The following is a 24,258-nucleotide window of genomic DNA, read 5'->3' as shown; positions in this document are numbered from 1 at the left end:
TCTTGTTCTGCCGCTTGGCGCGAAGCCGGTTTCCAGCTCGCAGCCAAGGCTGTGTGTTTTCGCTGTCGAAGACGCATTCGTCCAGCCCCAGGCGACAAATTAGATCGAGATTTTGTGGGGGCGCCGGCGCGTCGCACTGCCGATCGAGGAGCTCGGCAAACCACCTCGGCTGAAACCTCTCGGCGTTTGAGCTGCAAATCCCGTTCTCAGCGGCCGCCGCTGCTCGTCTCCACCTCCCCATTGACAGGGCATTTGCGTTCTGTATTCTGTTATAAAAGCTTATATAACATAATTGTGGAACAAAAACGGGAGACTATCATGAAGCTGAAGCTTGCATTCCTTGTTGCAACCGCGCTCGTCGCCACGCCGTCATTCCTGATGGCGCAGGAGAAGGGCGGCGTCATCAACGTCGCGACCATCGGCGAGCCGCCGACGCTCGACCCGATGACGTCGACGGCGGACCTTGTTGGTATCGTCACGCAGCACATTTTCGAGACGCTCTATACGTTCGACAAGAAGTGGGGCGTCACGCCGCTTCTCGCGGAAAGCCTGCCTGCGGTCAGCGACGACGGCAAAACCTATACGATCAAGCTGCGCACCGGCATCAAATTCCATGACGGTAGCGACATGACCTCGGAAGATGTCGTCGCCTCGCTCACCCGCTGGACCAAGCTCGCCTCGCGCGGCAAGCAGGCCGCCGGCTTCATCGAGTCCGTCTCCGCCGCCGATCCGGCGACCGTAACGATCAAGCTGAAGCAGCCCTATGCGCCGCTCGTCTCGCTGCTCGCCTTCAACAACTCCGCCGCAATCATCATCCCGGCTGAGAAGCAGGCAGACACGATGACCGACTTTGTCGGTACTGGACCCTATATGCTGAAGGAGCGCAAGGCGGATCAATATATCCAGCTCGTCCGCTTCAAGGACTACAAGCCGCGTTCGGGCGGGAGCGATGGTTATGGCGGCGCCCGCCACCAATATCTCGACGAGATCCGTTTCGTGCCGGTTCCGGACCCGAACACCCGCGTGGAAGCTGCCGTTTCCGGGCAATACGATTATATTGATTCCCTGCCGGTCGAATCCTTCGACAAGCTGAAAGCCTCGAAGGCCACCCAGCCGCTGCTCCTGAAGCCGTTCGGCTATCCGGTCTTCGTCTTCAACACCGCGGAAGGCGCTGCCAAGAACCTCGCCGTCCGCAAGGCGATCCGCCAGGCGCTCAGCATGGAAGACATGCTGGCCGCCGCCTTCGGCAGCAAGGATTTCTACGCCCTCAACGGCAATATCTACCCGGCCTCCTTCAGCTGGAGCACGGATGCCGGCGTGAAAGGCAACTATAACGCCGCCGATCCGGAAGGTGCTGCCGCTGCCGCGAAGGCCGCGGGCTATGACGGCAAGCCGATCCGCATCCTGACCAGCCGCCAATACGAGTTCCACTACAAGATGGCGCAGGTCGCTGCCGAGTATCTGAAGCTTGCCGGCTTTGCGGTCGACATGCAGGTAGTCGACTGGGCAACGCTTACCCAGCGCCGCACCGACAAGGCGCTCTGGGACATCTACATCACCCACAGCCCTTTCCTGCCGGAGCCGGCACTGATCGGTTCTTTGGCGCCGAGCTCGCCGGGCTGGTGGGATACACCTGCCAGAAAGGCGGCCGTTGACGCTTTCTCGGCAGAGTCGGATCCGAAGAAGCGCGTCGAGCTCTGGGCCAATGTCCAGAAGGCCCTTTATGACGAGGCGCCTTTCATGAAGATCGGCGATTTCAACGCGGTTTCCGCGATTTCGACCAAGCTTCAGGGCGTAGATCCGGCTCCGTGGCCCTATTTCTGGAATGCATCGATCAAGAAGTAATAATCCTCCCAGGGATCGGATGCCGGTTTACGGACCGGCATCCGTCTTCGATGATGTCCGCAATGCCGGACACAGGAACACCGTCGTATGATACGCTATATCCTTCAACGCCTTGCCGGCATGATCGTGGTGATGTTCCTCGTCGTCACGATCGTCTTCGTGATCGTTCGGGTGACGCCCGGCGATCCGGCCGCGGTCATGCTCGGACCGGATGCCACGGCCGAGGACGTCGCCGAATTGCGCACGCGTCTCGGCCTCGATCAGTCGATCGCAGTTCAATATGTCTTCTATATCAGCCAGCTTCTGAGGGGCGACCTCGGCCAGTCGATATTTCTCAACATGCCGGTGACGTCAGCGCTTCTTGACCGCGCCGAACCGACATTTTTCCTGACGATCTTCTCGTTGGCGATTGCCAGCGTCATCGCACTGCCGATCGGCATTTATGCCGCCTATCGGCGCGGGTCCTTCGTCGACCAGGCCGCGACGACGGTCGCAATGCTGGCTGCCAGCATTCCGAGCTTCTGGCTCGGCCTCATCCTGATGCAGTTCTTCGCCGTGCGGATGAATTTCTTCCCCGTTTCCGGCTATGGCGGGCCGGGCGCCAGCTTTGCCGAGCGCATGTATCACCTGACTTTGCCGGCCTTCGCGCTCGGCCTCGTCTCCTCAGCGCTGATCCTGCGTTTTACCCGCGCCTCGATGCTCGACGTACTCGGCGACGATTATATCCGCACCGCCCGCGCGAAGGGGCTGATCGAGCGGCGGGTTGTGCTGAAACATGCGCTGAAGAACGCGCTGATCCCGATCCTCACAGTGCTTGGCCTCACTGCCGCCGTGCTGATTTCCGGTGCCGTCGTCACCGAAACGGTGTTCGGCCTGCCGGGCGTCGGCAATCTGGTGGTCTCGGCGGTGCTGCGGCGTGACTACCCCGTCATCCAGGGCGCGCTGCTCGTCATCGCCGCCCTCTATGTCCTGATCAATTTCGCGATCGACATGCTCTATCTGCTGGTCGATCCAAGGGTGCGCTACTGATGGCGGAGATTGTCACCACCAAGCCGGCCTCGAGCGAAGGAGCCAAGTTCTTTCGCCGTTTCCTGAAACGCAAGACGGTCGCGCTCGGACTGATCGTCATCGTGGTCTTTGTCCTGCTTGCGGTTTTCGCGCCGTGGATCGCGCCCTATTCGCCGTCGAAACTGTCGATCGTCAACCGGCTGAAGCCGCCGAGCGAGATCTACTGGTTCGGCACCGACGAGTTCGGCCGCGACATCTTCTCGCGCACCATTTTTGCGGGGCGGCTGTCGCTGCTGGTCGGCGCTGCCGTCGTCAGCCTTTCGGCGATCATCGGCGTGACGCTCGGGCTGCTGGCCGGCTTCTTCCAGAAGCTCGATACGCCGATCGCCCGGCTGATCGACGCGATGATGGCCTTTCCGGATATCCTGCTTGCCATCGCGCTGGTCGCAGCGCTCGGGCCATCGCTGGTGACGGTGATCATCGCGCTGTCGATCGTCTATTCGCCGAGGCTCGCCCGCATCGTCCGCGCCTCGACGCTGGTGATCCGCGAACTGCCTTACGTGGAGGCGGCGAAGGCGCTGGGCATCTCGACCTTCCACATCATGACGCGGCACGTGCTGCGCAACCTCATATCGCCGATCCTGGTGCAGGGCACGTTCCTGTTCGCCAGCGCCATGCTCGCCGAAGCCGGACTTTCCTTCCTCGGCCTCGGCGTCAGCCCGGAAATTCCCACCTGGGGAACGATGATTGCCAGCGGGCGCCAATATATCGGCCAGGCCGACTGGATGACCTATTTCCCCGGCTTTGCCATCATTCTTTCCGTGCTGTCGCTGCAGATGGTCGGCGACGGATTGCGGGACATGCTCGATCCAAGACTTCGAAAGGACCTCTAAATGACCGGTGAAACAGCGGGCCAGCCGCTCCTCCTCACCAATGTGAAGCCGATGGCTTTCGGCGGCAATGCGGCCTCCGGCACGACCGATATCCTGGTCGGCGCCGACGGGCGGATTTCCGCTATCGGCTCGTCGCTCGCAGCACCTGCCGAGGCGATCCGCGTCGACGGCAAGGGCGCCTTCATCTCTCCCGGTTGGATCGACCTGCATGTGCATATCTGGCATGGCGGCACCGATATCTCGATCCGCCCATCGGAATGCGGCGCCGAGCGCGGCGTCACCACGCTGGTCGACGCCGGTTCTGCGGGCGAGGCCAATTTTCATGGTTTTCGCGAGTACATCATCGAGCCGTCCAGGGAGCGCATCAAGGCGTTCCTGAACCTCGGTTCGATCGGCCTCGTCGCCTGCAATCGCGTCGCCGAACTGCGCGACATCCGTGATATCGATCTCGACCGCATCCTCGAATGTTACGCGGAGAACAAGGAGTATATCGTCGGCATCAAGGTGCGGGCGAGCCATGTGATCACCGGTTCCTGGGGCGTCACGCCGGTCAAGCTCGGCAAGAAGATCGCCAAGATCCTGAAGGTGCCGATGATGGTGCATGTCGGCGAGCCGCCGGCGCTCTATGATGAGGTGCTTGAAATCCTCGGCCCCGGCGACGTCGTCACCCATTGTTTCAACGGCAAGGCCGGTTCGAGCATCATGGAAGACGAGGACCTCTACAATCTCGCCGAACGCTGCGCCGGCGAAGGGATCCGCCTCGACATCGGCCATGGCGGCGCGTCCTTCTCGTTCAAAGTGGCGGAGGCGGCGATCGCCCGCGGACTGCTGCCCTATTCGATCTCGACCGACCTGCACGGCCATTCGATGAACTTCCCGGTCTGGGACCTGGCGACCACCATGTCCAAGCTGCTGTCGGTCGGCATGCCGTTCGACAAGGTTGTCGAAGCGGTCACCCACGCGCCGGCTTCGGTTATCAAGCTTTCGATGGAAAACCGGTTGTCGGTCGGCGAACGCGCCGATTTCACGATCTTCGATCTCATCGATGCCGATCTGGAAGCGACCGATTCCAACGGCGACGTTTCGCGTCTCCAGAAACTGTTCGAGCCGCGTTACGCGGTCATCGGTTCGGAAGCCATCACCGCCAGCCGCTATATCCCACGGGCCCGCAAGCTCGTCCGCCACAGCCACGGTTACTCGTGGCGCTGAGGCGCATTGTTGAAATCGCATGACAGGAGTTGACGTGAACACGTCTTCAGCAAAGGCCGCTCCCGCGGCACAGACACCTTACGATCGGCTGATCGCGCTCGGTATCAAGCTGCCGCCGCCGCCGCCGCCGATCGCCAATTTCGTCACGCATGTCCGCGAAGGCAACATGCTCTACCTCTCCGGCCAGGGGCCGCGTGAGGCGGATGGCCATCTGCATTCTGGCAAGGTGGGCGCCGATGTCAGCGTCGACCTCGCCTATCAGCATGCGCGGCTGGTGGGCATCAACCTGCTTGCCGTCATGCACGAGGCGCTCGGCGACCTTTCACGGGTGAAGCGGGTGGTGAAGCTGCTCGGCATGGTCAATGCCGTACCGGATTTCGAGGATCATCCGAGCGTCATCAATGGCTGCTCGGACCTCTTCATCTCGGTGTTCGGGGATGCGGGACAGCATGCCCGTTCGGCCGTCGGGTTCGGCTCGCTGCCGGGCAATATCACCGTGGAAATCGAGGCAATCGTCTCGCTGAACGACTAGGAGACAAGGTCAGTGGTTGCGCCAACCCATCAGCTTCTCGATCCGCTGGGCGGAAGCGCGGACATGTTCCGTATAGTGGTTCTCGTCGGACACGACTTTCTGTTCCGGCAGCACGATGGAAATGGTCGCAACGCACTCGCCGCTCCGGTCGCAGATTGGCGAAGCGATGCAGGCAACCGCATAATCGGACTCCGCCACCTGGATCGACAGCCGCTGCTCGAAGGCCTTGCCGGCCGAGTCGGACAGCGTGCGGGCGTCGATCTCGGCGCGGCCGGTGGGCGAGGTGCGGGCGCAGCGCTTGAAAAGCTCGATCCGCTCGGCCTCGGCCAAGTGCCCGACGAGAAGCCGGCCGGAGGCCGTCCAGTTGAGCGGCACGCGGGTGCCGACGCGCGAAGCGACCTGGTAATGGCTCGGGCCGTCTGCCATGGCGAGCACCAGCATGTAGTCACCGTCGCGGCCGCAGACCTGCACGGTTTCGCCAGCCTGCCGGCAGAGGTCGTGCATCTCGTGGGTCGCGACGCTCATGAAATCCAGCGACCGGGCATAAGCGAGGCCGTAGTGGTAGAGCCGGGCGCCAAGCCAGATCGTGCCGTCGGCATTGCGGGCGAGCATGTTCTTCCCGACCAGATCGTCGATGATCACATAGACGGTCGACAGCGGGGCCTTGACCGCCTTGGCAATCGCATAGGCGCCGGACGGCGCACCCGTTTCGTAGAGATAGTCGATCACCTGCAGCGCGCGGTCGATGCCGCTCACGCGCGAGCGGCGCGCGCCTTTGGCTTCCGTTTCCACGTCGGAACCGGCGTTAACGGAGAGGTCTGCGGATGAAGTCTTGGCGTCCAACTCGATGTTCCCCGTGGGGCTCCTCGTGTGATTTCGAGAGGCTATTACATTACTATGGCATAATTGTCGATGGCAATTCGCAGTTGGCCGTTAATTTGGAGAACGACAATGTCCGATGATATCCGCACCCAGATCGGCCTTCGCCCGGTCATCAATGTTTCTGGCACGATGACGAGCCTCGGCGCTTCGATCGTCGTTCCGGAGGCGATCGCGGCGATGGCGGCGATCCTGCCGCAATTCGTCGAGATCAATGACCTGCAGCGCAAGGCGAGCGCAATCATCGCCCGGTTGACCGGCGGTGAGGCGGGCTTCGTGACGGCCTCCTGCTCCTCCGGCATCAGTCTCGCAGTCGCTGGCGCGATCACCGGCAACAACCTGCTGGCAATCGAGAAACTGCCCGATACGACGCCCGACAAGAACGAAGTGCTCGTGCAGATGGGCCATGTGGTGAGCTATGGCGCACCGGTGGACCAGGCAATCCGGCTCGCTGGCGGCAAGGTCGTGCTGATCGGCCAAGCGACCTCGACGCATCGCTACCACATGGAAAACGCGATCACCGAGAAGACGGCCGCGGCGGTCTATGTCGTCTCGCATCATGTGGTCGACTACGGCCTGCTCAACCTCGTCGAGTTCGTCGAGATTGCCCATGCCAAGGGTGTGCCGGTCATCGTCGACGCGGCCTCGGAATACGACCTCAAGCTCTTCCTTTCGCAGGGTGCGGACATCGTGCTTTATTCCGGCCACAAGTTCCTCGGTGGCCCGACTTCGGGCATCGTCGCGGGCAAGAAAGAACTGGTGCGCAGCGCCTTCCTGCAGAACATGGGCATCGGCCGTGGCATGAAGGTCGGCAAGGAAAGCGTGTTCGGCGTCATGGCGGCGCTGGAAGCCTGGGAGAAGCGCGACCATGCGGGCATTCGCGAACGCGAAACCGGCTATCTCAATCTGTGGAAACGGACGCTCGGCGGCCGCCCGGGCGTCACCGCGCTGATCGAACCGGATCCGACCAGCAATCCGCTCGACCGCATGCGGGTGATCATCTCGGCGCCGGAAGCGCATATCACCGCCTGGGATCTGGCAGCAGCGCTCGGCCGCGGCAATCCACCGGTCGTCGTCCGTGATCACGAGGTGGAGCATCATTATTTCTACCTCGACCCCTGCAACCTGCATCCTGGCCAGGAAACCATCGTCGCGGCACGCCTGACGGAAGAGCTCGACAAGGCACGCGCCTCCAACGAGATCATCGCGACCCCGATCGAAGAGCGTAGCCGCCACCGTTTCGACGGCGCGCTTCGCTGGCCGGACTGAACCGACAACAACGACAGGAAGGGAACGATCATGGCCATTTCGCAAACACAAACCGTCCAGTCCACCCAGCCGGTTCTCTCGGTGGAGAACCTGACCACCTCGTTCAACGTGGATGGCGAGTGGAAGTCGGTCGTGCGTGACGTTTCCTTCACCGTCGCGCCCGGGGAAACCGTGGCGATCGTCGGCGAAAGCGGCTCCGGCAAAAGCGTCACTTCGCTCTCGATCATGCGGCTTTTGCAGGAAGGCACGAGCCGCATCGAGGGCAGGATCATGCTCGGCGGGCGCGATCTTCTGGCGCTTCCCGAACATGAGATGCGCAAGGTGCGCGGCAACGATGTCGCGATGATCTTCCAGGAGCCGATGACGAGCCTCAATCCGCTCTTCACCATCGGCGACCAGATTTCCGAGGCGCTGCTCTGCCACAAGGCGATGTCGGCGGCGCAAGCCAAGGCCGAAACCATCCGGCTGCTCGAAAAGGTTCGTATTCCGTCGGCCGCGTCGCGTTTCGACGAATATCCGCATCGTTTCTCGGGCGGCATGCGCCAGCGGGTGATGATCGCAATGGCCTTGGCATCGAAGCCGAAGCTGCTGATCGCCGACGAACCGACCACCGCGCTCGACGTCACGATCCAAGGGCAAATCCTCGATCTCATCAAGCTGCTGCAGGACGAGGAGGGGACATCGGTCCTGTTCATCACCCACGACATGGGCGTCGTCGCCGAAGTCGCCGACCGCACGATCGTCATGTATCGCGGCGAGCAGGTGGAGACGGGCGACACGCCTGATATCTTCCATCGCGGGAAACACCCCTATACGCGGGCGCTGCTCGCCGCGGTGCCGGTGCTTGGCTCGATGCAGAAATATGAGCGGCCGCTACGTTTTCCCGTCGTCAACACGGCGACCGGGGAGTCCGACATCCAGGTGGAGGTGGCCGATACGGTTGCCGCCAACGACCGGCCCATTCTGGAGGTGAAGAACCTCACCAAACGGTTCGACATTCATTCCGGCCTGTTTGGTCGCGTGAGCGGCCGGGTGCACGCGGTCGAGAACGTCTCTTTCGATCTGCATGCCGGCGAGACGCTGTCGCTGGTCGGCGAAAGCGGCTGTGGCAAGTCGACGACCGGCCGCGCCATCATGCGTCTGATCGAGCCGGATGCCGGTTCGGTCGTCGTCGAGGGCCGGGACGTGCTCGCGCTCGACAAGCGGGAGATGCGCGAGATGCGCAAATCCGTGCAGATGATCTTCCAAGATCCGTTCGCCTCGCTCAACCCGCGCATGACGATCGGCCAGGCGATCGCCGAGCCCTATCTCGAACACAAGATGGGTACGGCGAAACAGGCGAAGGAGGTCGTCGCCGAGATGCTGCGCAAGGTCGGCCTGACACCGGACATGGTGAACCGCTATCCGCACGAATTCTCCGGCGGCCAGCGCCAGCGCATCTGCATCGCCCGGGCGCTTGCGCTCGAACCGAAGGTGATCGTTGCGGACGAAAGCGTCTCGGCGCTCGACGTGTCGATCAAGGCGCAGGTCATCAACCTGATGCTCGACCTGCAGCAGAGCCTCAACCTCGCATTCCTGTTCATCAGCCATGACATGGCGGTGGTCGAGCGGGTCAGCCACCGCGTCGCGGTCATGTATCTCGGCGAGATCGTCGAGATTGGCCCGCGCGCCTCCGTGTTCGGCAATCCGCAGCATGAATATACGAAGAAACTGATGGCCGCCGTGCCGGTACCGGACCCCGATCGCCGCCGCGAAAAGCGGACGGTCGCCAACGACGAGCTCAAGAGCCCGATCCGCTCCGTCGACTATATAGTCAATCCGCTCGACTATAAGACGGTTTCACCGGGTCATCTGGTCGCGATGTAACGGCTGCGGACCAATCAGTCTATCACCGCCTCGATCAGGAACGGTCCCTTGCGGCTAAGCGCGCCGTCGAAGAGCTTGACGAATTCCTCGATCGTCGTCGCGCGGCCTGCTTCGACGCCGAGGCCCTTGGCGAGCGAGCACCAGTCGAGCTTCGGCGCGTCGAGATCGAGCATCCGCTGGGCATTGCGGCCGTAGGCATTGACGCCGACATTGGTCATCTCGCCCTGAAGGATGCGGTAGGCGCTGTTGGCGAAAACGATGGTGACGACGTCGAGCTGTTCGCGCGCCTGGGTCCAGAGGCCCTGCACCGTGTACATGCCGCTGCCGTCGGCCTGCATCGCCACCACCTTGCGATCCGGCGCGCCGATCGCAGCGCCCGCAGCCAGCGGAATGCCGATGCCGATGGCGCCGCCAGTGATCGGAAGGTGATCGTGGGGTGGCAGCCCGGGCGCCAGGACCGGATATTGGCCGACGGAGGTCAGGCCCTCGTCGATGATGACTGCGTTTTCCGGTAGCCGGCGCCCGATCGCGAAGCTGATCGCATCGGGGGTCAGCGCTCCGGTCGGCACCTGGATATCATTCTGGATGAACCGGTTGCGGACGAAGTCCGTATCCGGCTTGATCCCGAGTGCATCGGCAAGCGTCGCCAGCACGTCGGCGAGATCGTGTTCGTGCTCCGCCAGCTGGATGATCTCGCAGGAAGGCGGCAGGGTCGTGCTCGGCTTCCCGGGATAGGCAAAGAAGGTGACTGGGCGTGGCCCGCCGATGCAGATGGCGACCTCGAAATCCTGGAGCGCTTCGAGGGCAAGATCGATCTTGTAGGGCACCGGCCGGACGAACGCGCGCCCGGCGCCGCGGGCGCTGCGGCCCGAGGACGTTGAGAAAAGCACAGCGCCGGTGGCGGCTGCGATGCGACCGGCGATTTCGGCAGGGTTTTCCCTCAGCGCCGCACCCGCCAGCATGATCGCTGCCCGCTTGCCGCCGCGCAGCGCGGCAACGGCGGCCTTCAGGGTCTCGGGGTCGATCGCTGGTGAGGCAGGGATGGCGGCGGGCGTCAGCGTTTCCGGCGAAACCTCGCCCCAGGCGGCGTCCGCCGGCAGGATCATGGTCGAGACGCCGCGGTTGGCAAGTGCCGCCACATAGCCTTCTTCGGTGCAGCGGCGGATATCGGCTGGGCCGCTCGCGCGTCCGACCCAATGGGACATCGGCCGGGCCAGGCTTTCGATATCGCTGGTCAGCGGTGCATCATATTGAAGGTGATAGGAGGCATGGTCGCCGACGACGTTCAGCATCGGCGTGCGAGCGCGGCGGGCATTGTGGAGGTTGGCCAGACCGTTGGCGAGGCCGGGGCCGAGGTGGAGAAGAGTGGCGGCCGGCTTGTCCGCCATGCGGGCATAACCATCGGCGGCACCCGTGACGACACCTTCCGACAGGCCGAGCACGCAACGCATCGCAGGCTTGCGATCGAGAGCGGCGACGAAATGCATCTCCGATGTGCCGGGATTGGCAAAGCAGACATCGACGCCGTTCACCAGAAGGACGTCACACAGCATATCGGCGCCGTTCATGCGTTTTTCCTTATCTTTGCAGCATGCCCAAAGGCTGCCCGACCGAGAGAAACCGCGGGCCGCATCGGTCCCGCGGTCAGCGGCGACGAATGAGGCTCAAGCGGCTGCCGAAGCGGTTGCGTCGGAGAACGCTGCCTCGATCGACGCTTCGAGAATGGCGAGCCCTTCCTCCAGAACCTCCCATTCGATGGTGAGCGGCGGCAGCAAACGGATCACATTGAAGCGTGTCCCGCAAGACAGGAGGATGAGGCCGCGGGCCTCCGCTTCCGCAATGATGCGGCTGGTGAGGGCAGGCGAGGCCGCCTTCGACTGGCGATCTTCGACCAGCTCGAACGCCACCATGGCGCCGAGGCCGCGCACGTCGCCGATATGCTCCATGCCCTGGCGGGAGGCGATCGTCGTCAGCCGCTCGGTGATCCGGCGGCCGACTTCGGCGGCGCGTTCGCAGAGTTTTTCATCTTCGATGACGTCGAGCACGGCGTTGGCGGCAGCGACGCTCAGCGGATTGCCGGCATAGGTGCCGCCCAGCCCGCCCGGATGGGCGGCGTTCATGATCTCGGCCTTGCCGGTGACGGCCGAAAGCGGGAAGCCGCCGGCGAGGCCCTTTGCCATGGTGATCATATCCGGCTTCACGCCAGCATGTTCGAAACCGAACATCCGGCCGGTGCGCGCCATGCCTGCCTGGATTTCGTCGGCAATCAGCACGATGCCATATTTATCCGCGACTGCGCGAAGGTGTTCGAGAAACTCCTTCGGTGCGACGTTGAAGCCCCCTTCGCCCTGGACCGGTTCGACGATGAAGGCCGCAATCCGTTCCGGATCAACATCGGCGGCAAACAGCCGATCGAGCCCGGCGATCGCTTCTTCGATCGAGAAGCCGAGATAGGGATTGGGGAAGGGGGCATGGTAGATGTCGGCCGGGAAGGGTCCGAAATTCTTCTTGTACGGCATGACCTTGCCGGTCAGCGCCATGCCGAGCAGGGTGCGGCCGTGGAAGGCGCCCGAAAAGGCGATGACGCCGGCGCGGCCGGTATGGGCGCGGGCAATCTTCACTGCATTTTCGACGGCTTCCGCACCCGTCGTCACCAGCATGGTGCGATTTTCCGCCCCGGTCGGCGCCATCGCATTCAGCCGCTCGGCGAGCCTGACATAACCTTCGTAGGGCGCGACGTGGAAGCAGGTATGGGTGAAATGTTCGGCCTGTTCGGCGACAGCGCGCATGACGAACGGATGCCGATGGCCGGTATTGTTGACCGCGATGCCGGCGGCGAAATCGATGAAGCGCTTGCCGTCGACGTCCCAGAGCTGTGCATTCAATGCTTTCTGGGCGAAGATGCCCCGGGTTCCGACGCCGCCCGCCACGGCGGCTTTCTGGCGGGACTGCAGATCTGCTGAAACGGTCATGACGATATCCCCTAAGGTCGATGACTCAGCTATAGTCTTGCTCATTATTTTGAGCAAGAGGCATTCGGAAAATCAGAGATAGGGCGGCGAGCAGGCCGAGATGACGATCGTCTGCCGGTCCGAGAGGTTGCGGAACCGGTGAGGAATGCGGCTGTCGAAGAGGTAGGCCTCGCCGGCTTTGAGGACGCGGACGTCGTCGCCGACCGTCACTTCCAGCTCGCCCTCGACGACATAGCCGCCTTCCGAGGACGCGTGCTGCAGCCGTGTTTCGCCGGTGTCCGCATGGGGGCCGTAGATCTCGTGGAGGATCTGCAGGTTATGCGCCCGCGCATCGCCGATCTGACGGAAGATCAGCGTGCCGTCACCGCCTGCAATCGGCGATGCGGCAACCTTCGAAGTCAGGTCGACCAGTTCATGTGCCGAGAAAAACGGGCCCTTCGGCGGGCTGCGCTCCGGCTCGAAAAAATCGCCCATGCCAACGCCGAGACCGTTCAGGATCTTGCGGAGCGTGGAAACGGAGGGGCTGACCTTGTTGGTTTCCACATTGGATATCTGCGCATGCGGGACACCCGCCCTTTCGGCGAGCTGGCGCTGCGAAAGGCCGGCGGCCGCGCGCATGGCGTTGAGGCGTGCACCGATGTCGAACTTTTCATCCATCTCAAACGTCCCGGCTGTTCGGGTCGGTTATGCCGTGGATCGGGACCGTGATCAACTGGATGATATTTTGAGCGCGCTCATCCTGGACTTAGGCGCCCTAGTCGAAGGGTCGCGAATCCCGATAGAGCGCCGTTCCGCCTGAAAGCGGTCTATTTCCTCCACCAGCCCACTACGCCGATAGGCTTATGGATATAGCCCATTTGGCGCAACTGCCCGCGACTCACGCGCGTGTTATCCTCCGGCCCTGCGGATCAGAGAGGATTTCGCTCATGTTCAGGTGCAGAGACTGCAAGGACACGGGCTGGGTTTGCGAAGCTCATCCGGCCAAACCTTATACTGGAACCCGATGCTGCGGTTGCGGCGCGGTCGAAATGCCATGTCCACGCTGCCTCACGTTCCACGACCTGGACAAATATCCGGAGGTGGTCAGGGTCTTGCCGAAGCGGCCCGGCGTCGAGATCACCCTGGTTCAAGGTTTCGCAGAGCGTTCGGATGTAGCGCAAACCCGCACCTGAAGGCGGTGTTTCCTTTAGAAAACCTGCGCCCTTACAAAAGATCCTGCCGAATTTTCTGAAGGGAACTTTGGCCATCGGCAAGGCGATGGCTTGCGGAGAGGCACACGATCGACCCTAAGTGATCACCCGCAAAGCCGGTGGGCTGCGAAGGTTTAAAGCCCCATTTCTACCGTAAGTCGCCAATTCCGGATTGACCGGGATCATGAGTGACTTATATATCTTCTCATGTTCTGATTGAGCCTAATCGCAGATCGGGAGATGTGGGAGTAGACGCTTGCAGGTTGTCGGCGCCGCTTCTGCCATGGGTGGAATTCGCAGTTTCAAGTGGCCGCCACGCTATCCCCGGGAGGTTGGGTTCCATGGTGAGATATTTCCTGAATGTCGATCTGAAAGACGGCTTTATTCCCGATACCGAAGGCCTCGACTTCCTCGATATCGAGAGAGCCACGGCCGAAGTCATCTCCGGAATGAGAGACATCGCCGTCGAGCATATTCAGCAGGGTGAAGCCCTGGCTTTGCAGGCGATTTCCATCACCGACGATTCTGGCCATCTCATATCGATCGTCACGCTGGCCGACGCGCTCAAAGGTTTCCTACCCGGCATTGCGGTATCGGGTCTCGGGTAAGGCCTTGCTGAGGTTTAGGTGGGGAAGCCGTAACGTTCGGTGATGTCCCAGAACATCCTGTTGATCGCGACGAGCGAATTGATGCTTTCACGGATCCGGCCGATCTCGCGCGCGTCGAGTTCCTCGATCTTTCCGTATTTGATCTCGTCCCTACTTTCGAAGATCCGCATCGATTGCGTGATGTTGCGGCCGCTGTCGGGATCGAATGAATAAATGCAGTGATTGTATTTGTTGCGAAGCTTCGCTTCGTCTGAAAGACGGCGAGTGGTCTCCAGGATTTCCTTGCGGCAGGCCGGCGCGGTCTTGCGCATCTTGGTCAGCCGTTCCACGAGATCGACCCGGGCCCGGGTCGTATTCAAGGTCAGGAAGATGACGATCGCCGTTTCCTTGTCCACCTTGGCAAGGCCTGCAATCATGTGGATCAGCAGGCTTTCCGTATTGGTCCAGGTATAGTTCAGCTGTCCGATCAGGAGCAGGATGTCCTGGAGCCTAGTACTTGTCGCCTGAGAGGGAGCGGCCGTCCTGACCGCGGTTCGTGTCGCCTGCATTGTCGGTCGTATCCTTGCGTCTATATTCGAAATAGAGAGCGACGACTTCCGTTCTGTTATGCACGCCGAGTTTGGTGATAATGTTGTGGATATGTATCTTCACGGTATGTTCGGATAGACCGAGCGCGGCCGCGATGATCTTGTTTTGATTGCCCATGGCCATCCTGACAAGAATTTCGTTCTCGCGTTTTGTCAGCTTTTCGATCGCCGGCTTGCCGGCCTGGTATAAGGCTGGCTTGAGATCCGCCGGTTCTTCACCTTCGAGAGGTGCGTTTCTCTGGGGCCGGTAAGCTGTAGAAGGGAAATATGTACCACCCTTCAATATGATCCGCAGGCCCGACAGGAAGACGTCGAGATTGACGTTGAACGGCAGGATACCTTGGACGATATCAAGCTCTTTCGCCCTTCGATGGTCGGAGGCTATCTCGCCATCGTCGGTCCCCATCAGCGCAAGGGTCGCAGCAGGATGGTGTCTGGCGAGCTCCGGCCAGTATTCGGCGAGAGCGGAGGCCAGGCGGACATCCGCCAGCACGAGCTGGACCGGATTGTCGAATTCCACCGATGCCAGTTTCAGGTCGGGGACCGTCTTGACGCAGAGCCATGGAAACTCGCTTTCGATGGCCGCCGTCATTGCGGTGGAGATTGTCCCAGGTGAGCAGATGAAGAGGAGTGTCCGGATCGCATTCATTCTCTTCAAGGCGTTTGTCGCCAGATCCAAGCCGACATGTTGCGAAAGACCATGCGGAATTTGCATGGAGATATCCCCCTCCCGTCGTTGATCGAAAGTACACGCAAAGTGGTGCTCCGAAGATCTTATTAGGGAACGGTAAACCAAGAGCCGAATGCTGGGAATAGACCGAAGGATTTATGGAATAGATCGAATCGGCCACGGAATGAGGCCTTCAAGGTCGTTTCCAGGCGAACGGACCATGATCAGGCAGCGTTTCCTCCCCGTTGCGAATGAGTTGCTGCATACATAAGGGTAGTTTTGCGCCGATATGGTATACGTCTTCTTGGTTAGATCATATAGCCCATGTAACTATGCTCACATAGTATTCATCAGGTTGCGCTAGATCGAAATATCACCTTATTTCTTCTGCTCATTCAGGACACAGTGCTCCCATCCCGAAGCACTGGAAGAACGAGCGCTGAAGAATGCTCGTCGGTGCAAAATGTAGTGAGTATGCGAACCACGCACCGCTCATTCCAAGTCTCTCGGGAAACGTAGGGGAGAGGAAAAAAATCAGACATCACGAAAGAAAGACCGGCGAACGGTCGCGTTGACGCGCGCCTTGTCGCCAGAGGCAAATGATTCATTTCAACCGCGACGAGCAAAGACCCCCAAAAAGATGAATGGCGGTCACGTCGTCGCAGTCACTAAGAGGACTGTGTGATGGTAGACAAACGCAGCGTGTTCGACACCTTGTTCGACGATCCTGATAGCCAGGAGCAGCAGCAGCAACAACAGGAACAACAGCAGCAGCAACAACAACAGGCCAGCGATCAAACCCAGAGCCAGTCGAGCGATTCGACGAACCTCAACGGCAATGGGAACGGTAATGGCAACCTGAACCTCAACGGTAACGGCAGCCTGAACCTCAATGGCAACGGCAACTTCAATGCAAATGTCAACGAGACCACTGTCACGGTGGATGTCGGTGTCAACCTTGAAGAATACCTGCCGTCGGACGACGACTTTGCAGACATCGATATGACGGACAGTTCCATCGACGGGATGTTCAACATCCGCATCGATGATGTGCTCAATGGCTCGCTTAACGGCGAGGGCAATGATGTCGGCAATGTCTTCAGTCAGGTCGCCAACCTCCAGGACAACGACAAGCTCGAAAGCGCCAGCGTCAGCAATGACGGCTCGTTCGAAATGAATCCTACCGCTGAAGGTGGTTTTGCGATCGCCTCCGAAGGGATCAATGCCGGCGGCGGCGGCGGTGACGGTGGAAGCAACGCGGATGCCGACGGCGGTGACGGCGGTAACGGCGGTACGGCGCTCGGCGGGTTCGCACTTGGTGGCGACGGCCTCGGTGGCCTGGCCGCAAGCGCTGCAATTGGCGGTGACGGCGACGGCGGCGATGCCGACGGCGGCGACGGCGACAGCGACGCCGACAGCGGCGATGCCGACGGCGGCAACGGCACTGGCGGCGATGGCGGGCGTGGCGGCGACGGCCTCGGTCTGGGTCTTGGCCTGGGTCTCGGCCTTGGCGCAGGGCTTGCATTTGCCGGTGACGGCGATAGCGGCGGCGGCAACACTGCCGGCGACGGTGGCGACGCCGGTGACGCGGACGGCGGCGACGCCGACGAAGGCGGTGACGGCGGCGATTCCGAAGGCGGCGATGCGGGAGCTCTCGTTGGCGGAAGCCTCGGCTTCATCAACCCGATCCTCGTTGAAAACGACGGCGGCAACGGCGAAGACGCCGGTAACGGCGGGGATAGCGAAGGCGGCGACGGCGACTCAGAAGGCGGCAGTGGCGGCGAAGCCTCGGATGCCGGTAATGGCGGCGATGGCGGCGGTGCCCTCGGTGCCGGTCTCGGTGCCGGCTTCGGCGCCGGTCTCGGTGCCGGTTTGGGCGGTGACGGCGCAGCTGGCGGTAGCGGCACCGGTGGCACAGCGGCAACCGGTGCGGCAACCAGCGGTGATGCTGCCGGTGGTGACGCTACATCCGGCTATGGCGAAGGCGGCGGGGCACTCAGCGGCGCATGGGCCGATGGTACCGGCGGCGGAGCCGTCGGTGGATGGGCATTCGGCGGAGCCGGCGCAGCCGGCGGCGCAGGTGGCTGGGCCACCACCGGTGACGGCGCAGCCGGCGGCGATGGCGGTACCTGGGGCTCGAGCAACGGTGACGATGGTTTCGTGACCGGGACGAGTTCAGCATCGTCCGATGCCGTCATCGAAACTCACGCCTTCAACCAGGAAATCGTGATGGGTGCGAACCTGCAGCAGAACGCGATCGATATGACGATCGTCGGCGGGAACCTTTCCAGCACGGTGGCCGGCGACGACACCGAAGATGGCGTCTAAGCGACACAGCTCCCTGCTTTAGGCAGGGACTTCACATCGTGGACTGCGCAGACCATCCTGCGCAGTCCCTCATTCCGAACGACCTGTGATGTGATGCAGGCATGCCAATACAAAGGCAGCGGTCATGACGACGATGGACACAATCACCGAGGAAATCGCTCATTTCATCGGCCTCTTCCACACGAACGTCGAGGATGCGCGCCTGCGGGATAGTTATCAGGACTTCTCGCTCGACACGCCCGAACAATTCATCCCGACATCAGCGGTGATCCGCTCCAATTTCGAGGCGCCTTACGATCTGCTCGGGTTCGATCCGGGCGTGGTCTACAGGGCGCCTGCCAGTTTCACACCGATCTGGCATCCCCATTTCGTCGGCCGATTCGATCATCCGCCGATTCCCACGATGGAAATCAAGACGTATCACGGCCGGCACGAGATGCCGCAGTACGAGTACCCGTTCTACGCAAGCGGCAAGTCTTTCACTTGGGAGATACAGCCTCCAGGCTCGGTTGCGAACTTCATCGTTCAGGTCGCTTCGCTTTCCGACAACGACAGCTTCGGCGTCGGTGGACATGGCCTGACGTTCAATCCCACGCCGGTCGACAACGGCGAGCTGCTGCAGACGGCCAAGGATGTCCTTGCGGACGCACCTATCGGCGATCTCGAAATGCCCAAGTCCTCGGACGACCTTATCCAGATCATCGAGGCCGTCGCGAGCCAGCTGGAGGCCCTTGCGGCCGAATCCGACGGACCGATGGAGGCTTTCTTCCATCAATCCACCACGATCGAAGGCATTTACGTCAACGGCGTGCTCGTCGACGAGGCACCGAAGCTGGAGGACCATCATTCCTTCAGTGAGGACGAAGATGAAGCAGATGATGCCGCCGACGCTGGTGATGAAGCCGATGCGGAGGACGATGCTCCGCCATCCAACGTCCACGTCTATGCGGATGGCTCGGTCGAGGTGGAAGTCTCGGTCGAATTGGTCGGCGGCAACAATACCGTCGTCAATGATGCTGTTCTCAAGAATATCTGGACCGGCGCGACGGTAACCGCGGTCGTTGGCAATCACTTCGAGATCAACGCAGTCATCCAGGTGAACGTCATCCAGAATACTGACGCGATCACCTCGGCCATCAGCGGCTGGACGAACGACGGCGCGCCGGATGAAATATTCAATATTGCGACATTCCAGAGGGTCGATCCGCTGGAGGGCGGCAACGCTCCGGCAAATGCCGGCGGCGGCTATCCCGCAAGCTGGGCGGTCACGGAGATCCATGGCGATCTGCTGATCGCCAACTGGCTGGAACAGTACATTTTCATGTCCGACAATGACATCGGCATCCTGTCGTCTTCCGGCGCCACGACCAGGGTCATCGCCGGTGACAATACGAGCGTCAACCAGGTCTCGATCTACGAGCTCAGCCAGGCCTATGATCTGATCCTGATTGGCGGCAATCTGTACGATGCCAATATCATCCATCAGACGAACATATTGTTCGATAACGACGTCGTCGGTGCGGTTACGGGTTTCGGGACGACCGGCGAGGGCACGATATCCAGTGGCGGAAATCTGCTCTGGAACCAGGCTCATATCTACAATATTGGCGGCGCCGACCGCTTTAGCACTCTGCCTTCGGCCTATCTGGATGCGGCCAACGATTTTGCCGCCGGCGGAAGGGATATTTCCCAGGGCATTCTGACCGACCCGGCGTTTGCGGGAACAGGCGGACTGCGCGTTCTTTATATCAGCGGTGACTTGCTGAATATCCAGTATATCAGCCAGACCAACATCGTCGGCGACAGCGACCAGATCGCCTTGGCGCTGAATGCCCTCAATCCCCACGCGGATGCGACGTGGTCGATCTCGACCGGGGGAAATGCGCTCATCAACAACGCGGCGATTGCCGACCTGGATTCTCTCGGCACTACCTATGTGGGCGGCGAGCAATACTCCGAGGAAACACTTTTTCAATCGGGATTGATTTCGAGCAGTCCGGAATGGGCCGCGCACGATCCCGACGCGCTGGTCAACGAAGCGGTGGCTTTTCTCGACGATTCCATGCTGGAAGCCGATCCGACCGAGCTCGGCTTCGGCGTGCCTGTAGATCCCGACGGCCAGTATCAGGATGACGGACTACAGCATGTGCTCGGATAATGGGGGGAAACATGTCGGATGTCCAAAAAAGGGCCGATCTTGAACAGGCCCACGAACACGATGAAAGTCAGCAACCTGCCGGTGAGGAAATCTATGAAAAATTGGAGCGCGCTGTGGACGAATGCCTGAAACTGTCATCCGGTGGCGCAGCCCCTTCAGCAACGATATCCAGACTGGAACCCAGAAACGCACCGCAGAGCCCATCCCGGCCGAATGAAAACTCCGCCGGAGCCGATATTCTGCCCATGCCTGCCAATGACAGGATCATCGAACCGGAAATCGAGCCGAAGCCAACGGTGCGCGAAGCGACGGAGGCGAAGGCGCCGGAAGGCATGATCACGATCGATGCCGACACCGGACCCTTGCGGACCGAAACAAAGACCTTCGGAAAATCGCCGTCGTCCGGCGGCGGCCGCGGTGGCGATGGAACGTTTCACAAGCGTCTCGCCCCCGTCGACTTCTCGGCCAGCCTGCGCGCAGGCATCAATGCCGTGCGGCGGAACCTGGCGGTCGTCATGCTGTTCACCATCGCCAGCAATGTCCTGGTGCTGGCGATCCCTATCTACCTGTTCCAGATATCGGACCGGGTGCTGACCAGCCGCTCTCTCGACACCCTGATGATGTTGACGATCGTGATCGTCGGTGCCGTCATCCTGCAGGCTGCCTTCGATGCGCTTCGGCGGTTCATCCTGATGCGGACCGCGGTGGAAATCGCGGCACAGCTCGGGGCACCGATCCTGAGCGCGGCGGCCCGCGCCTCGCTTCAAAGCAATGGCCGCGAATATCAGGTGCTCGGCGATCTTCAGCAGGTTCGTTCGTTCCTCGTCTCCAGGACCTTGCTCTCGTTCCTCGACGCGCCGATCGCCCCTCTGTTCGTGGTGGCGGTCTTCCTCATCCATCCGCATCTCGGCCTGATCGTAGTCCTGACGGCCCTCATGCTGCTTGTTTTCACGCAGATCAACCAGCGCATGACGGCCGAGCCGTTTGCCGAAGCCAATACGGCGCAGATAAAGGCCAATCTTCATCTGGAATCGATGTCGCGTAATTCGCAGATCATCAATGCGCTCGCCATGATCCCCGAGACGGTACAGATCTGGGGCAAGGATACCGCCACCTCGCTGAAGTCGCAGGTCATTGCTCAGGACCGGAATATCACCATTGCGGCCATATCGAAGGCCTGTCGTCTTCTGACGCAGATCGCGATGCTCGGCTGGGGCGCCTACCTGTCGATCGAAGGGCAGCTCACCGGAGGCATGGTGATTGCGGCCTCCATCATTGCGGGTCGCGCGCTGGCGCCGATCGAAGGGGCCATCGAAGGATGGAGCCAATACAGCCAATCCCGCGCGGCCTACGGTCGAATAACGGCGCTGCTGAAATCCTCGCCCTTGAATTTCGACCGCCTGAACCTGCCGAAACCCGAGGGGCGCCTCGATGTCGAACGCCTCCTTTATGTACCGCAGGGAACCAAGCGCGTCGTGCTCAACGGCGTTTCGTTTGCCCTGCAGCCAGGAGATTCGCTGGCGATCATCGGCAATTCCGGTGCCGGCAAGACCACTCTTGGAAAAATGCTCGTCGGATCGATCCTGCCGACATCGGGCAGCGTCCGCCTGGATCTGATGGACCTGAGGAACTGGGATCAGCGGCAGTTCGGCGAAAACATAGGCTACCTGCCGCAGGATGTGCAGCTCTTTCCGGGCACGATCAAGGCCAATATCGCCCGCATGCGGCAGGATGCCGACGACGAGCAGATTTACCGCGCCGCGATGCTGGCCGATGTTCACGAGATGATCGCCAGCCTGCCCCACGGATACGAAACCGTGGTTGCGGCGGATGGCTCTCCCCTTTCGGGCGGCCAGAAGCAGCGCATCGCGCTCGCCCGGGCATTCTTCGGCGATCCGAGGATGGTGGTGCTGGACGAGCCGAATTCCAACCTCGACAATGCGGGTGATGCGGCGCTGCTGCATGCACTTCAGCATGCCAAGGAACACAAGATCACCGTCGCGACGATCACGCAACGTCCGGCACTCCTGAGCAACGTCGACAAGGTTCTTCTGCTGGTCAACGGCACCGTTGCGCTGTTCGGGATGCGGGCGGATGTGCTGAAGGCCATCGAGGCCCGCGGCATCGATATCAATACCGGTTCATTCGGCCATCTGTTGCAATAGGGGTTGGGCATGTCTGCTGTTGCCAAGGTACACGATCTCGAATGGTACTCGGAAGTTCCCCGGTCGGTCTGGAAACAGACGGTGACCGGTCTGGCGCTGACGGCCATAGCGTTTGGCGGTTTCGGCACCTGGGCTGCGACGGCTCCGCTTGCGGCGGCCGTCATTGCCCAGGGCAGTTTCGTCGCAACCGGTCGCAACAAGATCGTGCAGCATTTCGAGGGCGGCATCATCAGGGAGCTGCTGGTCAGCGAGGGTGATCAGGTTGTCGAGAACCAGCCGGTGGTCAGGCTTGACGAGACCGCATCGCAGGCCAAGAAACGGGAATTCTTCCTCAGACGCGTCAGGCTGGAGGCGACGGCCGCGCGGCTTGCCGCCCAATCCGAGGGCGCCGACTCCATGGCGATTTCGCCATACCTGAACGACTTCAGGGATGACCCGGATGTTTCCGCGATCATCCTCACCCAACAGCTCAACTTCAAGGCCCAGCGCATGAAGCTGGCGACCGAGCTTTCCCTGCTGAAGCAGAACATGAAAGCATTGGAGTTCCGCAGCGAAGGTTACACCCGGCACCGCGAGGCCATGTCTCGCCAGCTTGCGATGCTCAAGGAGGAATACGATATCAAGCGGGTCCTGTTGACCAAGGGATTGCTGCGGGCAACCGAGGTCAGAGCGCTTCAGCGGGCGATCGCCGATGCCGAAGGGCAGATCGGCCGGCTTGAGGCGGAGGTATCGGAAACCGGGGCCCAGCTCCTGAAGGGGCAGCAGGAGATCATGCGCGCCGAGGAGACATATCGGGAGGAAGCGCTCGACCGCCTGCAATCGATCCAGGGCGAGCGTGATACTTCGCGTGAACAATCCCGCGAAGCCGACGACGTTCTGCGCCGCGCGACGATCCTTGCTCCGGTGTCCGGCACTGTCGTGCGGACATACTACCATACGACCGGCGGCGTTATCGAAAGCGGCAAGGGGATCATGGAGATCCTGCCCGCCGGCGTGCCGCTGATCATCGAGGCAAAGGTGCCTCGCAACGAGATCGACAGCGTCAAAGTCGGCCAGAAAGCCACGGTCCGTCTCATAGCGTTGAACCAGCGCACGACCCCGGTCCTGGAGGGCGAGGTGTTCTATGTCTCGGCGGACGCAATGGAGGATAGCAAGGCGGGGCTCGCAAACCACGACGTCTACGTCGCGCGCATCAATATCTCGTCCGACGAGATCGCCCGGATCAAGGGGTTTACTCCGCAACCCGGCATGCCGGCGGAAATCATGATCCAGACTGCGGTCAGAACGTTCTTCAGCTATCTGGTCAAGCCGATTGTGGACAGCATGTCGAGGGCGTTCACCGAGCGCTGACAAGCCTCACCTGCTCGGGCCTACGCCAGGGGGCTACCTCTTAAGGCGTAGGCTCGCCGCTATCCGCGAGGCCATCCGTGAAGCCATTTGCCTTTACAGACGTCCAGTCAACGGTCCGGAGATGGGCGGCGGGCTGGCTTTCCTCGCCTGTTCCCTAAAAGAAACCCTCGCCGATGAAACAGCGAGGGCGTCCGCAAGACGGGAAATACTCGAGGCTGACAGGACGCCTCGGGCAACATAACACCACGAGCGTTGACAAATGTCAGGTTCACCAAAAGGAGAAGGCCCGACCGTTTTTCCCGTTCGAGCCTTCAGCAGTCTGTTTGGCAGAAGTATTATTCCTTTATCTGCAAGAGACATCAACTCAATCAAAAGGATTAGGTTCTCTCATTCGTTGTGGATAGGATGAAATTTAATAATCACAGGTTGTTTTCTGTTTTTACACGCGCGGCTTCGGGCGAAGTACACGAAACTCGACGGCAATTCGTTCGGCATTTGGTTGTCTAAATTAGGTGTTCGAAAATTACACTTGAGGTGTGGCCTGATTGCAATATCGCCGATCTATGATTGTGCTATTTTATAGTGCGGACTTGAGCAGAACGCCTCGGGTTTCGGCGTAGTAGACTGGCCGGTTGCCCTCTAGGCAGCCGGTCAGTTGTTTGATCGATACTTTCATCGCGATGCCTTCGGTGCTGTGCCATGAAAGCGTGATATTCCGGCCCCGGTGAA

18 protein-coding genes are annotated in these 24,258 nt (G+C 61.0%); 12 read left to right on the top strand and 6 right to left on the bottom strand.

Going from position 1 to position 24,258, the window contains the following annotated elements; genetic code table 11:
* Window positions 1-318: 318 nt before the first annotated feature.
* From C5J22_RS20640 to C5J22_RS20620, 5 genes are all read left to right on the top strand, one after another.
* Window positions 319-1,845, top strand: coding sequence for an ABC transporter substrate-binding protein (locus C5J22_RS20640; protein ID WP_105439735.1), 1,527 nt, complete (start codon window positions 319-321; stop codon window positions 1,843-1,845).
* Between the two features lie 87 nt (window positions 1,846-1,932).
* The gene (locus C5J22_RS20635) at window positions 1,933-2,874 is read left to right on the top strand and encodes an ABC transporter permease (RefSeq protein WP_172746723.1); all 942 of its coding nucleotides are present in this window, start codon (window positions 1,933-1,935) and stop codon (window positions 2,872-2,874) included.
* Window positions 2,874-3,746 carry an ABC transporter permease gene (locus C5J22_RS20630; RefSeq protein ID WP_105439734.1) on the top strand — a complete coding sequence of 291 codons (873 nt, stop codon included), beginning with the start codon at window positions 2,874-2,876 and terminating at the stop codon, window positions 3,744-3,746. The genes C5J22_RS20635 and C5J22_RS20630 overlap by 1 nt, the downstream gene beginning before the upstream one ends.
* On the top strand, window positions 3,747-4,955 hold the full coding sequence (locus C5J22_RS20625; protein WP_105439733.1) for an amidohydrolase/deacetylase family metallohydrolase: 1,209 nt from the start codon (window positions 3,747-3,749) through the stop codon (window positions 4,953-4,955).
* A gap of 19 nt (window positions 4,956-4,974) precedes the next feature.
* Entirely contained in the window at window positions 4,975-5,487 is a 513-nt protein-coding gene (locus tag C5J22_RS20620) for a RidA family protein (RefSeq protein WP_105431484.1), read from the top strand.
* 9 nt (window positions 5,488-5,496) lie between these two features.
* Here the strand turns inward: C5J22_RS20620 and C5J22_RS20615 are convergent, their stop codons facing one another.
* On the bottom strand, window positions 5,497-6,336 hold the full coding sequence (locus C5J22_RS20615; protein WP_371412654.1) for an IclR family transcriptional regulator: 840 nt from the start codon (window positions 6,334-6,336) through the stop codon (window positions 5,497-5,499).
* Between the two features lie 102 nt (window positions 6,337-6,438).
* On the opposite strand from C5J22_RS20615, the gene C5J22_RS20610 reads away from it, so the two are divergent.
* The gene (locus tag C5J22_RS20610) at window positions 6,439-7,635 is read left to right on the top strand and encodes an aminotransferase class V-fold PLP-dependent enzyme (protein WP_105439731.1); all 1,197 of its coding nucleotides are present in this window, start codon (window positions 6,439-6,441) and stop codon (window positions 7,633-7,635) included.
* 30 nt (window positions 7,636-7,665) lie between these two features.
* Complete coding sequence (locus C5J22_RS20605) at window positions 7,666-9,501, top strand: ABC transporter ATP-binding protein (RefSeq protein WP_105439730.1); 1,836 nt, start codon at window positions 7,666-7,668, stop codon at window positions 9,499-9,501.
* Window positions 9,502-9,515: 14 nt separating this feature from the next.
* Here the strand turns inward: C5J22_RS20605 and C5J22_RS20600 are convergent, their stop codons facing one another.
* The 3 genes from C5J22_RS20600 to C5J22_RS20590 form a co-directional block, all read right to left on the bottom strand.
* Window positions 9,516-11,069 (bottom strand): acetolactate synthase large subunit, encoded by a 1,554-nt coding sequence (locus tag C5J22_RS20600; RefSeq protein WP_105439729.1) that lies wholly within the window; start codon window positions 11,067-11,069, stop codon window positions 9,516-9,518.
* 96 nt (window positions 11,070-11,165) lie between these two features.
* Entirely contained in the window at window positions 11,166-12,473 is a 1,308-nt protein-coding gene (gene gabT / locus C5J22_RS20595) for a 4-aminobutyrate--2-oxoglutarate transaminase (protein ID WP_105439728.1), read from the bottom strand.
* A gap of 72 nt (window positions 12,474-12,545) precedes the next feature.
* Entirely contained in the window at window positions 12,546-13,130 is a 585-nt protein-coding gene (locus C5J22_RS20590) for a cupin domain-containing protein (RefSeq protein ID WP_105439727.1), read from the bottom strand.
* Window positions 13,131-14,004: 874 nt separating this feature from the next.
* On the opposite strand from C5J22_RS20590, the gene C5J22_RS20585 reads away from it, so the two are divergent.
* The gene (locus C5J22_RS20585) at window positions 14,005-14,271 is read left to right on the top strand and encodes a hypothetical protein (RefSeq protein ID WP_105439726.1); all 267 of its coding nucleotides are present in this window, start codon (window positions 14,005-14,007) and stop codon (window positions 14,269-14,271) included.
* A gap of 14 nt (window positions 14,272-14,285) precedes the next feature.
* Here the strand turns inward: C5J22_RS20585 and C5J22_RS20580 are convergent, their stop codons facing one another.
* Entirely contained in the window at window positions 14,286-14,819 is a 534-nt protein-coding gene (locus tag C5J22_RS20580; RefSeq protein WP_105403137.1) for a hypothetical protein, read from the bottom strand.
* Entirely contained in the window at window positions 14,761-15,573 is an 813-nt protein-coding gene (locus C5J22_RS20575; RefSeq protein WP_105439725.1) for a response regulator transcription factor, read from the bottom strand. Before C5J22_RS20575 ends, C5J22_RS20580 begins: the two co-directional genes overlap by 59 nt.
* A 639-nt stretch (window positions 15,574-16,212) precedes the next feature.
* Here C5J22_RS20575 and C5J22_RS20570 point away from each other — a divergent pair.
* The 4 genes from C5J22_RS20570 (at window position 16,213) to C5J22_RS20555 (ending at window position 23,529) form a co-directional block, all read left to right on the top strand.
* Window positions 16,213-17,856 carry a hypothetical protein gene (locus C5J22_RS20570; RefSeq protein WP_105439724.1) on the top strand — a complete coding sequence of 548 codons (1,644 nt, stop codon included), beginning with the start codon at window positions 16,213-16,215 and terminating at the stop codon, window positions 17,854-17,856.
* 124 nt (window positions 17,857-17,980) lie between these two features.
* Window positions 17,981-20,014: a hypothetical protein gene (locus C5J22_RS20565; protein WP_105439723.1), complete on the top strand. Its 2,034-nt coding sequence runs from the start codon at window positions 17,981-17,983 to the stop codon at window positions 20,012-20,014.
* 11 nt (window positions 20,015-20,025) lie between these two features.
* On the top strand, window positions 20,026-22,179 hold the full coding sequence (locus C5J22_RS20560; RefSeq protein ID WP_105439722.1) for a type I secretion system permease/ATPase: 2,154 nt from the start codon (window positions 20,026-20,028) through the stop codon (window positions 22,177-22,179).
* Between the two features lie 9 nt (window positions 22,180-22,188).
* Window positions 22,189-23,529 carry an HlyD family type I secretion periplasmic adaptor subunit gene (locus C5J22_RS20555; protein ID WP_105439721.1) on the top strand — a complete coding sequence of 447 codons (1,341 nt, stop codon included), beginning with the start codon at window positions 22,189-22,191 and terminating at the stop codon, window positions 23,527-23,529.
* Window positions 23,530-24,258: the final 729 nt, after the last annotated feature.

It is taken from the genome of Neorhizobium sp. T25_13 (assembly GCF_002968675.1).
Taxonomy (GTDB): Bacteria; Pseudomonadota; Alphaproteobacteria; order Rhizobiales; family Rhizobiaceae; genus Neorhizobium; species Neorhizobium tomejilense.
This window is presented reverse-complemented; position numbering and strand designations above follow the sequence as displayed.